The organism is Balneola vulgaris DSM 17893 (assembly GCF_000375465.1).
Taxonomy (GTDB): Bacteria; Bacteroidota; Rhodothermia; order Balneolales; family Balneolaceae; genus Balneola; species Balneola vulgaris.
The window spans coordinates 134,507-148,546 of record NZ_AQXH01000004.1 but is presented as its reverse complement, the minus strand read 5'-3'; the positions used below and the strand labels follow the sequence as shown (position 1 = coordinate 148,546).

Annotated in this window: 9 protein-coding genes, 1 tRNA gene and 1 pseudogene; 6 read left to right on the top strand and 5 right to left on the bottom strand. The window is 41.6% G+C overall.

Annotation, left to right across the window (positions count from 1 at the left end):
• Positions 1–250 precede the first annotated feature (250 nt).
• Positions 251–1,951: a single-stranded-DNA-specific exonuclease RecJ gene (recJ, locus tag B155_RS0110170; RefSeq protein WP_018128163.1), complete on the top strand. Its 1,701-nt coding sequence runs from the start codon at positions 251–253 to the stop codon at positions 1,949–1,951.
• Between the two features lie 62 nt (positions 1,952–2,013).
• A tRNA-Phe gene (locus tag B155_RS0110165) sits at positions 2,014–2,089 on the top strand.
• A 117-nt stretch (positions 2,090–2,206) separates the two neighbouring features.
• Here the strand turns inward: B155_RS0110165 and hsdR are convergent.
• The 4 genes and pseudogenes from hsdR to B155_RS0110145 form a co-directional block, all read right to left on the bottom strand.
• Positions 2,207–4,591, bottom strand: a complete 2,385-nt coding sequence (hsdR, locus tag B155_RS0110160; RefSeq protein ID WP_018128162.1) for an EcoAI/FtnUII family type I restriction enzme subunit R — start codon at positions 4,589–4,591, stop codon at positions 2,207–2,209.
• Between the two features lie 112 nt (positions 4,592–4,703).
• Positions 4,704–5,090 (bottom strand): annotated as a pseudogene (locus B155_RS13305) (GxxExxY protein).
• A gap of 294 nt (positions 5,091–5,384) precedes the next feature.
• The gene (locus B155_RS13640; RefSeq protein WP_018128159.1) at positions 5,385–6,695 is read right to left on the bottom strand and encodes a restriction endonuclease subunit S; all 1,311 of its coding nucleotides are present in this window, start codon (positions 6,693–6,695) and stop codon (positions 5,385–5,387) included.
• Positions 6,692–8,149, bottom strand: coding sequence for a class I SAM-dependent DNA methyltransferase (locus tag B155_RS0110145; protein ID WP_018128158.1), 1,458 nt, complete (start codon positions 8,147–8,149; stop codon positions 6,692–6,694). Before B155_RS0110145 ends, B155_RS13640 begins: the two co-directional genes overlap by 4 nt.
• A gap of 255 nt (positions 8,150–8,404) precedes the next feature.
• On the opposite strand from B155_RS0110145, the gene B155_RS0110140 reads away from it, so the two are divergent.
• Positions 8,405–9,454, top strand: coding sequence for a 6-bladed beta-propeller (locus tag B155_RS0110140; protein WP_018128157.1), 1,050 nt, complete (start codon positions 8,405–8,407; stop codon positions 9,452–9,454).
• A gap of 712 nt (positions 9,455–10,166) precedes the next feature.
• Here the strand turns inward: B155_RS0110140 and B155_RS0110130 are convergent.
• On the bottom strand, positions 10,167–11,018 hold the full coding sequence (locus B155_RS0110130; RefSeq protein WP_018128154.1) for a transglutaminase-like domain-containing protein: 852 nt from the start codon (positions 11,016–11,018) through the stop codon (positions 10,167–10,169).
• Positions 11,019–11,133: 115 nt separating this feature from the next.
• Between B155_RS0110130 and B155_RS0110125 the strand changes: the two genes are divergently transcribed.
• Genes B155_RS0110125 through B155_RS0110115 form a run of 3 tightly spaced genes read left to right on the top strand, consistent with a single transcriptional unit; the run spans position 11,134 to position 14,039 of the window.
• Positions 11,134–12,366, top strand: coding sequence for an arginine deiminase family protein (locus B155_RS0110125; protein WP_018128153.1), 1,233 nt, complete (start codon positions 11,134–11,136; stop codon positions 12,364–12,366).
• A 10-nt stretch (positions 12,367–12,376) separates the two neighbouring features.
• Positions 12,377–13,603 carry a site-2 protease family protein gene (locus B155_RS0110120; RefSeq protein WP_018128152.1) on the top strand — a complete coding sequence of 409 codons (1,227 nt, stop codon included), beginning with the start codon at positions 12,377–12,379 and terminating at the stop codon, positions 13,601–13,603.
• Between the two features lie 10 nt (positions 13,604–13,613).
• Positions 13,614–14,039 (top strand): hypothetical protein, encoded by a 426-nt coding sequence (locus tag B155_RS0110115; protein WP_018128151.1) that lies wholly within the window; start codon positions 13,614–13,616, stop codon positions 14,037–14,039.
• Position 14,040: the final 1 nt, after the last annotated feature.

Sequence of the window (14,040 nt, the reverse complement as noted above, 5' to 3'; positions counted from 1 at the left end):
CTCCTTTCACAAAGATTTAAATCGTTCTCAATAATTTTGTTGGAAGCCAGTTCTTAATATAACCATTACATAGATATTTATGGGGAAAAAGCTGTAGCAATATTTGATTGAGTTCATTTAAAGCTTTTCAGAATCAGATTAAAAATTTTGAACTCGATATTGTATTTTAATGGTAATTACGCTTTGCGTTGGTAAGTAGGTTTGGTCGCCGCTGTACCTTTTATGTATAAAAAAATAAATAAAGTTAACCATGTCATTCCGCTGGGTATTCGCACAGCCGGACAACGATATCCCTGTATCTGCCTTACAGCAGAAATTGGGCGTTCCGGCGAAAATAGCCGAGTTATTGGCTATCCGCGGCATAGAATCATTTGATGATGCAAAACTCTTTTTCAGACCTACGATAGACCGACTCCACGATCCATTCCTGATGAAGGACATGGATGCTGGAGCTGAACGCTTGGCGCTAGCCATTCGTAATAACGAGAAAGTATTAGTTTATGGCGACTACGATGTAGACGGCACTACCGCTACGTCTTGCATCTATATATTCCTGAAAGAGTTTGGTGTAGAAGTAGATTTCTACATTCCCCATCGTTTTAAAGAAGGCTACGGCATAAACCCCGAAGGCATTCGCTATGCGGAAGACATAGGGGCTCACCTTATCGTTTCGGTGGATTGTGGTATCACCGCCATCAACGAAGCCATTGAAGCCAAAGAAAAAGGCATTGACCTCATTATCTGTGATCACCATACCGTTGGTGATGAAATCCCCGATGCGCTTGCTGTTTTAGATCCGAAGCGCCCCGACTGCACCTACCCTTTTGATGGATTATCAGGAGCTGGAGTAGGTTTTAAGCTTATTCAAGGCACACTCGATAAGCTAGGGCTCCCGAAGAACATTGCCTACAAGTTCTTGGACTTAGTAGCCATCTCAATTGCTTCTGATATAGTGCCGATTGTAGATGAAAATCGGATTTTGATGAAAGAAGGGCTTCAAATGATTCGCAAAAATCCGCGGATTGGGGTGAAGTCATTGCTTGAACTCATCAAAGTATCGAAAGAAGATATCAACACTACCAAAATTGTGTTCTCGGTAGGGCCACGTATCAACGCTGCTGGACGTATGGGCGATGCTACTACCGCCGTAAAGCTTATGATTGCGGAAACTTCAGGCGAAGCCAAGGCCTGCGCTTATGAGCTGGAACAAGTGAATATGAAACGGCGCGATACCGACTCGAAAACGATGGAAGAAGCACTTTCAATCATCGATGAGGACATGGATTTAGATCAGTCGTCCATAATGGTGCTGTACAAAGAAGATTGGCACTTAGGTGTGATCGGCATTGTGGCTTCGCGTTTAGTGGATCTATACCACCGCCCTGCGATTATGCTAAGTAGTGTGGAAGGCGTGATTAAAGGCTCTGGACGAAGCATCAAAGGCTTTAACATCTATAACGCCATGAAGAAGTGCGAGGATTTGCTAGAGCAGTTTGGAGGACATGAGTTCGCAGCGGGCCTCACGATAAAGGAGGGCAAGCTGAGTGAGTTTAAACGACGCATGAGCGAAATCGCCTATCTAGATTTATCGGAAAACACCTTTGAGCCCGAATTGCTGATTGATGCGAACCTGCACCTTGAAGAAGTAGATATGAAGTTCTGGAAGCTGCTGAATCAGTTTGAACCTTTTGGGCCTGGGAATCTGCGTCCTGTATTTTCGAGCAAGCAAGTGAAAGCCGTGGGAGTACCTACCATAGTGGGTAATGGACATCTGAAGATGAAGCTCCGCCAAGAAAACTCAGGGGTGTTTGATGCCATCGGTTTTAACATGCATGAATATCTGCCTCACGTTCGAAGTGGCAAAACATTTGACGTAGCTTATGTGATAGAAGAAAATCATTGGAACGGCCGTAGAACGCTTCAAATGCGACTTAAAGACATTCATTATTAATTGATTTCATTTCTGTATTGTTTGTGGTCTAAAAACCTTCTATCTTTGCCGTCCTTCTGAAAGGGACTGTAGCTCAGTTGGTAGAGCAACGGACTGAAAATCCGTGTGTCGGCGGTTCAAACCCGCCCGGTCCCACCAAAACCCTTGTGAGTCATCGATTCGCAAGGGTTTTTTTGTTTGGGGTGGTGAAATTGGTGACAACAATAGGGGTGTGATCCTTAGAAAAGCCGGTTCTTATGATTGGTTTACATCACATCAACCCACTTTCGCATCATATAAATACTCTTGAAAGCTGATAAAGACATTTCTGATCTCTGGAATATTGCCTAGTTCTCGTTTAGCGTTGGTTAAAGCTCGATATTTAAGCGCTAAGTGCTCTGGAAGCTTTGAGTCGTCTAATTCGGTTACTCCGTCTCTGATGTATTGATCTAATACAAAATTGATAAAATCTTGCTGCTTTTGGTTGTAGTTTTCCAAGTGCAGTTTGGCGTAGCTCGCTCGTTCCAGTCGCTTTACAATCTTCGAGTGAAAGGCTACATAGGAAAGGACGTCAAAGAGGTCACTGTCTTCGCCACGAACTAGTTTCTTCAGATCGGTTAATTGTTCAAGGGTATACCCTTTTTCTTGAAGTTCTTGCAGTAAGCGACGTCGGGTCTCTGGTAGGCTCCAAATCTTCCTTAATTCGGCTTCACTTTTGAATAGTGAAGGTAAGTCGCCGAATAGCTGATTCAGGAATTCTTCATGCCCAATAGGCTTCCCATCAGGACTCCAAAAAGAGGTTTTTACCATTGAATCGAGTTCCCTGGCTTTCCCGTCGGATAGCTTGATGCGAGTCATCATCCGCGGAGGAGTATCGCAAACACAGGGAGTGTTACCACATTTTTCACACTCTTTAGGTTCGTGCACACAAATACATGGAATTTCACCACATTCGTTGCATGGTGTGGGTGGATAAGGTAGCGGGAGTGGTTCAGGGGCTACCGGTTCTCCATCCCAATCGGGGTCATTAAACTTGCCATGAGCACTACGGTAGAAATCGTAGATGGTGAAATAATCTTTTCCATCGAATAATCGAGTACCTCGTCCTACGATCTGCTTAAACTCAACCATGGAGTTTACTTTACGCATGAGTACGATATTCCGCAATTCAGGGGCATCTACTCCCGTACTAAGTTTCTCTGAAGTGGTGAGAATGGCAGGAATGGTACTTTCGTTATCTTGAAACTGCTTAAGGTGTTGTTCCCCTCTTTTGCCATCATCGGCAGTGACTCGGTGGCAGTAATTTGGATTGGTGCTATCAGAGAGCTGATTGATCAAATCACGAATGGCGGCTGCATGAATCTGAGTAGCGCAAAATACTATAGTCTTCTGATTTTGATTGATGAGTTCAAGAAGTTTTTGAACCCTGTACTTCTCAATATCCATGATCTCGATAATTCGATTCTGCTCTTCATGGGTGTACTCTTTTTCCTCATCCACAGCCCCTTCTAATACAATGTCGCCAGGGGTAAATTGGTAGGTATCTCCTGTGGTTTGAATCTCCTTAAGCCGAAACGGAGTTAGGAAACCGTCGTTGATTCCTTGCTTGAGAGAATAGGTATATAAGGGTTCCCCGAAATATTCATAAGTATCAATATTCACATCTCTTTTAGGTGTTGCAGTTAGACCCAGCTGAACGGCAGGACTGAAGTGCTCCATGATGGCTCGCCAGTTGCTTTCGTCGTTGGCTCCCCCACGGTGACACTCATCAATGATGATGAAATCGAAAAAGTCCTTTGGATAATCGCCAAAATATGGAGAATCGTTGGGGCCACTCATGAAGGTCTGAAAGATGGTAAAGAACAAACTGGCATTCTTCGGTACCCGCCCTTTCTTTTTAATTTCGTCAGGACGAATTCGTTTCATGGCATCTTCTGGGAAATCAGAGAAGGCATTATATGCTTGTGTTGCTAAGATATTCCGATCTGCGAGGAATAAAATACGTGGCCTGCGTTGGCCATCCCGTTGAAGGTTCCATCGGGCTTCAAACAGCTTCCAGCATATGTGAAAAGCGGTGGCCGTTTTACCAGTTCCGGTAGCCATGGTGAGCAGGAGTCGGTCTTTACCTTCAGCAATGGCGTCTAAGACTTTAACAATTGCATTCTCCTGATAATAGTAGGGGGAGTATTGGCCTTTAAATAATTCTGTAGGCACGTCTTGAAAGCGTTGTTTCCAATCTATCTGCTCTTCAGGTGGTGCGCCATATTCCAAAATGGTAGGGTATAATCGTTCCCACAACTCTTGGGGACTTGGGAAGGCATCTATCTCCCTCTCTTCTCCGGTGTCCATATCTACTTCGTAGATCCGTTGACCATTGGTAGAATAGGTAAATCGGATATTTAGGCGTTCGGCGTATTCTTTGGCTTGCCCTACTCCGTCGGTGTAATACTTATTTCGGGCTTTCGCTTCTACAACGGCTATGCGACGATTTCTATACTCTAGAACGAAGTCTGCTTTAAGAGGCTTAGTGCGTTGACCTCCTCCAATGAGGCGGCCTTTAGTAATCGGAAACTCTCTACGTTTTCTGCAACCTTCTTTACCCCAACCAGCGGCATTTAATGCCGGCAGAATCAAATCCTGTATAGTTTCCGCTTCGTTCAACCGTATTTACTTAATTACTAATTTTCGCATCATATTTAACAGTGGGATAGAATGTGCAAAATGAGTTCACTCAGTATGCTGCAATTCCGTAAAGCTCCATTCAAATCTTGATTTATTTTCTAGCTTTCCCGAGAGCTGAATTAAATATCTTATTGAATTGAAGGCTTTTAGCCCCAAAGTTGATAAGTAAACCAATTGGGAGATTGTATGCAACTACATAGTTTTTTGCTTGGGTTAAATGAACATCTTCTAGATTAATCACGGCTTTGATTTCTACAACAACCTTTTTTTCAACGATAAAGTCGGCGTGTCGGGTACCAACCTGAATGCCTTTATAGAACAAATCCTACTCAATTTCCCGCCCGAATTGTAAGCCGGCTTTATCAAACTCAATAGCCAAACACCGCTGATACACCACTTCTTGAAATCCATTTCCAAGCTCGCTGTGCACCTCCATAGCACAACCGTTTATTTTATATGTGATGTCGTCGAGGTTCATTAGTGAGTGCTTGCATCGGGATTAACGGGGTTGATGTTCAATTATAGGGTCTTTGTATCGGGATTGACGGGGTTGATATTCAATTACAGGTCTTTGCATCAGGATTGACGGGGTTGATATTCAATTATAGGGTCTTTGCATCAGGATTTACAGGATGGTAGGATTTTCAGGATTATTTCTATCCTCAACATCCTTTGCATCCTAGTTCACCCATTTGCATTGTATTCTACCACTGGCTCGGCGGCTTTGGTGACCATCTCATCCTGTTCATCCTTTAATCCCGCACACCCTAGTTCACCCCTCTGCATTATATTCTACCTCTGGTTCAGCAGCTTTGGTGACCATTCCATCCTGTGCATCCTGTAATCCTGCAAATCCTGGTTCACCCCCCGTTAACGCTCCACTAAACGCTTCCTGGAGGATGGATTTTTTGAGCTCTTCTATATCACTGAGTCGTTTTTTGTTGTTAAGTACTATACTATTGGTAACCTCTTTTAGCGATTGAATAACTCTCACTATCTTTTTTTGTGCTTCAATATCAGTTGGATAGTAAAAAGGAAGCTTCATGATCTTCTGGCTTGACAAGTTTGCTTGTCTTGTCCCACTTGCCGTTCCATAAAGTTTATCCAAAAAGAAAGGGGACAATAAATAACCTTTCAAAAAGCTCTTATTGATCAGGTCAGGCTTATCTATGATGATTTTCATTATTCGTTGATTCAGTAAAAGCGTTACATCTGTTTCAGGTATTTCTACTGTGTATCCATAATCTCTTTTATCAACAGTACCTGTTAATGACATAATTAAATCACCTTCACTCAAAACGAATTTTTCATACTCCTCTGCGTATGAATCAGGATAAAAAACAGGTCTTCTCTCTAAATCTAAGTTATTTTGATAAAGATTTCCCATTCGTAATAACTGAGTATTAGAACTATCTATGGCTTCTTTGCTTTTAAAAGCATAACCATTTAATACACTGCACATTTTTCCAAGTGTTGTCTCCTCCCACCCCTCACCTCTTTGGGAAAACACCTCATTCAGCTTACTCTGGAACAGCTCTTCCGCATTTTGGATGTTGCGTTCAACGTTGGCTTTTGCCTGATCGATGGCTTCAAAGGCTTCATCCAGAATTTCAACAATGCGCTGTTGCTCGGGGAGTGGAGGGATGGGGATTTCTGTATTTTTAATTTTTATTTGTGAAATATTCGGTTGAGCATTACCAGTCGCTTGAGCAATTAACTCGTCTTTCTTAGACAGCAAACAGAAATACAGAAACTCTGAGATGATCTTTGTATTTGGTAGAATACCACAAACTGCTTGATTAGTTGTGGCCTCAAATCTTAAAATCCCAGTTTCACCTGCTGTCGCACCATACATTGCAACCAATACAGTATTCTTTGGGAATAGTTTAGCAGAAGAATTATTTAGTCCTTCCTCTGTAATATAATTCTCGGCACAAATAATTTCTTTTTTGCCAACTTCACCACTAAGTAACCAAGGAATATTCCCTCCTTCGTAAAATTCTTTGTGTCTTTTTAATGGAGTTCCACCTGCTCCAGTTTTGAGAAAGTCACCTATCTTTCTGTAATCCCAATCTTCCCTCATATCAACTCCCGAATCGATTGCATGAGAGATTGAGTTTCTTCGTCCAGTGCTTCCATTTCGGTAAGAATCTCCTCTGGACTTCGGAGCGGAGCTTCTTCCGGGGTATTGGGGTTCTTGGCACTCAGGTCGCAGGTGTCTTCAGGGATATCCGCTACCTTCAGGTTCCAACTGTGTTCGGTCTCAGGTTTGTCTCCTATGAGTTCTTTAAACTCTTTCAAGTCTTCATCATTCAAAGGGTTGGTCTTCCCTAAATTCCGCTCAGGGCTAAACTGGTAATACCAGATATTCTTCGTCGGCTCTCCTTTATCAAAGAACAGCACAACGGTTTTCACACCCGCGCCTAAGAAGGTGCCACCGGGCATATCTAAGACGGTATGCAGGTTACATTTCTCTAGTAAATACTGCCGCAAACTAATGGAGGCGTTGTCGGTATTACTGAGGAAGGTGTTCTTAATCACAATGGCAGCTCGCCCACCGGCTTTCAGCGACTTAATGAAGTGTTGTAGAAACAGAAATGCAGTTTCGCTGGTTTTAATATCAAAGTTCTCCTGCACCTCTTTCCGTTCTTTCCCGCCAAAGGGAGGATTGGCAAGAATCACGTTGTATCGGTCTTTCTCCTGTATCGAACGGATGTCCTCCGCTAGCGTATTGGTGTGAATGATATTCGGAGCCTCAATACCATGCAGTATCATATTCATGATTCCAATGATATAGGCCAAGTTTTTCTTTTCCTTGCCGTAAAAAGTCTGCTCCTGTAAAGTCTTTAGGTTCTCGGTAGTTTTATCCATGCGTTCGTACATATACTCATACGCTTCGCATAAGAAACCCGCCGAGCCAACTGCGCCATCATACACGGTTTCCCCGATTTTCGGATCTACTACTTCAATCATAGCACGGATTAATGGCCGGGGAGTGTAGTACTGTCCACCGTTCCTGCCGGCATTCCCCATATTTTTGATCTTGGTCTCGTACAGCTCACTGAGTTCGTGCTTATCCTCCGCTGCAAGAAAGGGGAGTTCATCCACATGATTGATTACATCACGCATGATGTAGCCACTCTGAATTTTGTTCTTGAGCTCCGAGAAGATCTCCCCAATTTTGTATTCAATACTTTGGGGGTTTTCAATATGTCCTTGTTTGAACTCCCTTAGGTAGGGGAACAGTTTTTGATCTACAAAGTCCACCAAGTCTTCGCCCGTCTGAGCTTTGTTATAATCTATTTCTCCTTGTTCATTTTTTGGGGCTGCCCAGGAAGTCCAACGGTATTTTTCAGCTAAGATAAATGCATACTCCTTGCCTTGAAGTGCGGCCTCATCGGCTTTCACAAGCTCTAGATCATTTAAGTACTTCAAAAAGAGTAGCCACGAAGACTGCCCAATGTAATCCAGTTCACTATCGCATCCGGAATCTTTCCAAAGTGCGTCGTCAATATTCTTAAAAGCTTGTTCGAACATGTAGGTTGATTGTAGACTGATTAATAACCCTAAATAGTTTAGGAGCTAAAATGAGTAAAGATTTATATATAAGAAAGAGGGAAATCAGCTAGAATTTTTGAAGGATGGAGCTAGAACTTTTTGAGCTATTTGATTGCTTGCTCAGATCATTTATTTCAATTAATAGAACGCTAAGTCTTTAAATATTCAATTGTTTAGTTTATTCTTGGCGTATATCAATACAAATAAGTGATTTAGTCTTAATAAAGGATTGGAATGATTCGGCAGAAAAACTATTTATGGGTGTTCGCTTTACTAATAATTTACTCGTGTGATACTGATTCGAAAACTGAATCATTTATTGCCAGCGGTACAGTGAATGTTAATGAGGCCCGCACATTTGATAGTCTTGAAGTAGTAGAAGAATTGAATTTAACGGAACTAGAAATCTTCTATGCCCTAAAGCTTGAAGAAAACAACGAGCATCTGTTTATAAGAAATGGGAATAATTTTGATCTATTAGTAGTAAACAAGGAGAGCTTTGAAGATCATAGCTTCATTTCTTTCAGGGAAGGTCGTGGCCCAGGAGAGGTTTTAGAAATTACCGATTATGATGTATATGAAGATAAAATTTATATATCTGACATTCGGCAAACTAAGGTCTTAATTTATGATACTACAGGTGTGTTTATCAACGAATTTCAAACACCAAATTTACTTGCAAATCGAATTCAGGTTATAAACGAAGACGCCATTCTTACCTTTACTATGCAGCTAAGCTCGCATGTTTTCCATGTATTTGACGCAGAAGGAAACGTATCAAAATCATTTATACCCACTGAGGATGAGCTGCATTATTTAATGTATTCTGGTGATATCTATGTGAGTGGAAATGAGGTTTATTTCGCAGGGACTTCAGAGCCAATCATTAAAAAATATTCCATTGACCAAGAACGACAAATTTATTCGGAAGAAGTAATTGATGGGTATGACAGCTCAATAAATTATGCTAGAAATATGGATGGTGATTTCATTAGTGCTGGATACACTGATGGAGCTTTATATAGTAGTGTAAGCCTAACTCTTACTAATAAAAGTGTACTTAATGCCGTAGATCCTAATGGGCAGAAAGGTTATAAATATGTGGATTCATACCATAGGGAAAATGGAGTTTATGAAAACAGTTATGAGTTAAAATATTATCCTCTTCTATATGGAATAGAATCCAATGATGATTATCTCTACAGTATTGAGTCTGATATTGAAAACGAGAGCACTAACTGGTTGATAAAATATAGATTCGTAAAACCTGAGATAGATAAATAAGTGCATTGTTAACGATCTTTAGACTTCTCGTATTCACTCGAAGTGACAAAAAGGTGGTTTCTATTTTTTGTCATATCGACCGAAGGGAGATATCTAAAGATTTCTTTTAACGCACTGAAATATCTAAACATCTCCAACAATCTCCGGCGTTGGAATTGAGCAGGCATAGCCTTCATTTTGCACAGCGGCAGAGAAGCAGAACATGCGCCGATTCCGACTACTGTCGGAAGAGGAATTGCATGTTGTGCCTGGCGCGGCTAAAGAAGGCCCGAATCAATTCCTGCCGGTGGCTTTTGCTCCCCTTTTGTCCATACAAAAGGGGAAGGGAAACGTTTGAGAGAGTAATCATAGCCAACTTAGGATCCTGTCCGCCAGCTGGCGGATCGCTGCACAGGAGACGGCGTTGATTGGTGTTTGGGTAAATGAATGAAATTGCCTCGCTATTAGTGAAGCAGGAGCTTCTAGAAGGCATTCCTAACGAGGACGTTGGGAACGAGGTGCGAAGGGGCTCAAACCCTGAACTAGCTTTGGGTAGTGCGTTCACTTGAGATCCTTCGTGTTAGCACCCTTCAGCCTCATCACAGCCTTTCCTACTCAGGATGACAGCTTTTATGTTTGGTTGGGTATATAAGTTAAATAGTTGCGTTATTAAACTCCGCTAGACTTCTTGTGCTCACACGAACGGGCAATGTTAAACAGAAGACATCAAGGACTACTCAAACAATTCAGCCGTAGACAGTAACGCTTTCAAGTCTTCTACTTTATGCAACTGCTCTTGGCGTTCATAGCTATGTATTAAGTTTCGAATGGTTCGGATGAGTATGTCCATATCAGAGGCCATTTGAAAGAAATCAGGACGTGGTTCAATGTTATTCTTCTTCAAAAAGAAATAGCACTGATCGTAGCTAACAACCGCTCCTTTATCATAAGGGTCTACTAGGAACTCCTCTTTATCGCCGATAAACGTAAGCATAAAATGGATGGGCATATTCACACCAAAAACGGGCAAATCGAGTCTACGAGCTATAAACATAGCAATTTGGCTCAATGAAATTGGAAGCCCTACTCTACGCTCAATCACTTGGTCTAAAAAGCAATTTGCCGGGTTGTGGTAGGTCTCGGTATCACCTCTAAAGTTGAGATCTTCGAATACGAATTTAAATAACTGCTTCGCTTTTTTTCGTTCATCAAGCTTATAGCGAATACTTGGTGCAACCATTTCTGCAAAGTGATCAAGTCGCTCTTTATAGGAAGCAGTTCTTAACGTTGGGTTGCCGAATCGCGCTAAAATAAAGAGTATATCTTCTAAATCTTTCCTGTTTTTTATACCCTGCTCAAGCTGTAATACAAAATCAGCTTGCAGTCCCTCAAAAGTTAGTGTGTGTATTAAATCGGAAACTTTTTCTTTCTGTGCGGGCTGTTTAAGATCAACGCGATACTCATCTAATAACGGCACGGCCGACTCACCTAATTCTACAAACCGTTGCTGTACACTCTCTTGTACAAATGGATCGGGGTCGTCCATAAGGTAAAGAAGCGATTCTATCTCTTTTTTCTTAATCATAGTCTATTATTACTACCTTGGCTTCAAAATAGCCATAGGTTTTCTGAAATACATTTTATTTATGGAAGTGTATACTAGTATATTTAGCCTTCAAAATTTGAAATAGAACACAGCTATGAAAATCAACGTTTCCTCTGAAATTGGACACCTTAACGGAGTAATTGTTCACACTCCAGGTCATGAAGTGTCTTTAGTGAATCCTGAATTAAAAGATGAACTTCTGTTTGATGACATCATCTTTGAAGAAGATGCCCGTGGCGAGCACCTCGATATGTTGAAGGTATTTAAAGCTGCAATGCCTCGTGATGGTCAAGTGCTCGAAATCATAGATCTGTTTTTAGATGCGGTGCAATCTGAAGATGCTAGAGGCTTTTTTATTGAGCAGTTGATTAAAGAATTCCCCGAGGAAAACTTATCAGTAATCGAAAAAGAACTTCTTGGGCTAACCCCCGATCAGTTGTTGGTATTCTCCACTCAAGGAACACTACCGGGGTCTCATAAATTTAGTTTACACCCATCGCCGAACTTACTTTTTACTCGCGATTTAGCGGCTGTTATTGACGACACCATTTTATTATCTCGTGCGGCTACTAAAACACGTCTTCGGGAATCGTTGATGATGGAAACCATCGTACAATTCCACCCACTTTTCGAAAGTGTACGCGATAAAGCGATTCGTATTTCTGGAAATCAGTCGATTGAGGGTGGGGATGTTCTGGTTGAAAGTAAAGATTTAGTGCTTATTGGGATGAGTGAACGAACGTCATTCACAGGGCTTCTGAAAGCGAGTGAAGGGTTGCTTAATCATGGTGTTAAAACGGTACTTGCTGTCGACATCCCTAAACAAAGGGCATCGATGCATTTGGATACGATATTCACTTTTGCCAGCCATAGCGAGTGCATTGCCTTTCCTCCTGCCATTATGGAGCAGCGGGATAATGTTGTAGCACTTCAAAAGCATAATGGGGGTATTGTTGCTGAAAACAGACCCTCTCTTTTAAACGCACTTAATGAGTTCTCATCTAATAACTACGAATTCATCAAATGTGGAGGCGAAGACCGAACGAATCAATTTAGAGAACAATGGACCGATGGAGCCAATGTGTTTGCTCTAGCACCAGGAGTGATTGTTGGGTATGAACGTAATACCAATACCTTCAACACGCTGGTTGATCATGGTTATTCGTATATGAATCAATTTGAATTCATTGAAGAATATGGTGAAAAAGGGCTCGATCCGAATCAAGATCACCGAATTGCCGTAAGCTTCCAAGGCCATGAATTATGCCGTGGACGAGGTGGCGCTCGTTGTATGACCATGCCTATATCAAGAGCAGTATTAAAATAAGGACTACTTTTTGAGCTACGACTCACCACAATCTAATGTAGATGCCGATTTCGAAATTTTATCTCAAAATCGGTATTCCAAAAATAAGCCTGATGCTAAAACCATAGCAAAACACCTCGGCTTATTTGTACTTACCTTTATATCTGTATCGGTAGTAGGATCGGTGTTTGTGGGTTATGGTTCAGGCTTCACACAAATAGGTCCTGTTGTATTGCCGGGTAATCAGGATCTTTTACGAGGTGTTCTATTCGCTTCCTTACTGCTTAGTTTTTTGACTTTTCATGAGTTTGGGCATTACTTCGCAGCGGTCTATCACAACATCAAAGTTTCCTTGCCCTACTATATTCCACTACCTGTGGGCATTGGGACTCTCGGAGCCGTTATTAGGATTAAAGAGAAAATTCACCGAACCAAAGAGTTATTCGATATAGGTATTGCGGGGCCAATAGCCGGCTTCATCGTTTCTTTTATCATCCTCATTGTTGGTTTCGCCAATCTGCCTGATCCTTCCCATGTGCAAAATTTTGCTGGTCACGAAGAACTAAAAGCTTATGTAGCGCAAACAGGTACCTTTCCCACGGAAGTACTTTCCAGCAATGAGGGAACGGTGATTATTTTTGGGGAGACCCTGCTTTATAACTTTTTAGCTTCTTTCTTTGAAAATGTACCTCCTCTTTGGGAGATGTATCACTACCCATTTTTATTGGCGGGCTGGTTTGGACTCTTTTTTACGGCTTTAAACCTTATGCCTGTTGGGCAATTAGATGGTGGGCACATCCTGTACAGCTTAATTGGCTACAAGAACCATAAAATTGTAGCTCGTTTATTCTATAGCTTCGTAACCATCTTAGCGGGTATTGAATTAGTGCCTCTCTTCCATGATTTACTAGGCAAATACGATACTTCTTTTGGTGCCTTAAGCTGGTTGATATGGGCCATCATTCTCTTTTCAGTGATGCAAATTGCTTTCCACCGCGAGATGAAATGGGTGAACGTACTCTTTCCGGTGTCATTACTTTGTTCGGGTCTTTACCTATATATACTTACCAATCCTAGCGATGCTCAACCTTCGCTCATATGGGGTATTTGGACTTTCTTCATCACTTTTGCTGTTAAAGTTGAGCACCCGCCGGTTACTTTTTTTGAGCCTTTATCAACCAGAAGAAAAGTGATAGGGTGGATAAGTATGCTTATATTTGTGCTCTGCATTAGTTTAAATCCAATCATTACGTTATAACAAACCATTCATGAAAAATTTCTTAGTTGTTCTAGCCATTTTAGGACTTGTAGCTTGTAATAAATCAGAATCAGACAAAGTGACCACGATGTCGCTAAGTGAAAAGGTGGAAGCATTTTTAGATGCCGACCAATATGCCGATGCACTTACATTGCTTGATCAGCAAGAAAGCACTCCTGAAGTGGAAACATTACGCGAGAAAACCCATTTAAATTATGGATTATACCTAGAGTACCGTGATTCGAATGCCACCAATATGCGCGACAAAATGAATGGTGCATTAAAGCAGTACATTGAGGTATTAAAAATTAATCCAAACAATGAGAAAGCCGTTAGCGAGATTCAGCAAATTTTAGGCATCTATTCAACCTTTCCGGATCGTAAACCCGAAGAAGCAGTGGTTGAAGACTTAAAAGAACTCGGCTTCGAAATATAAT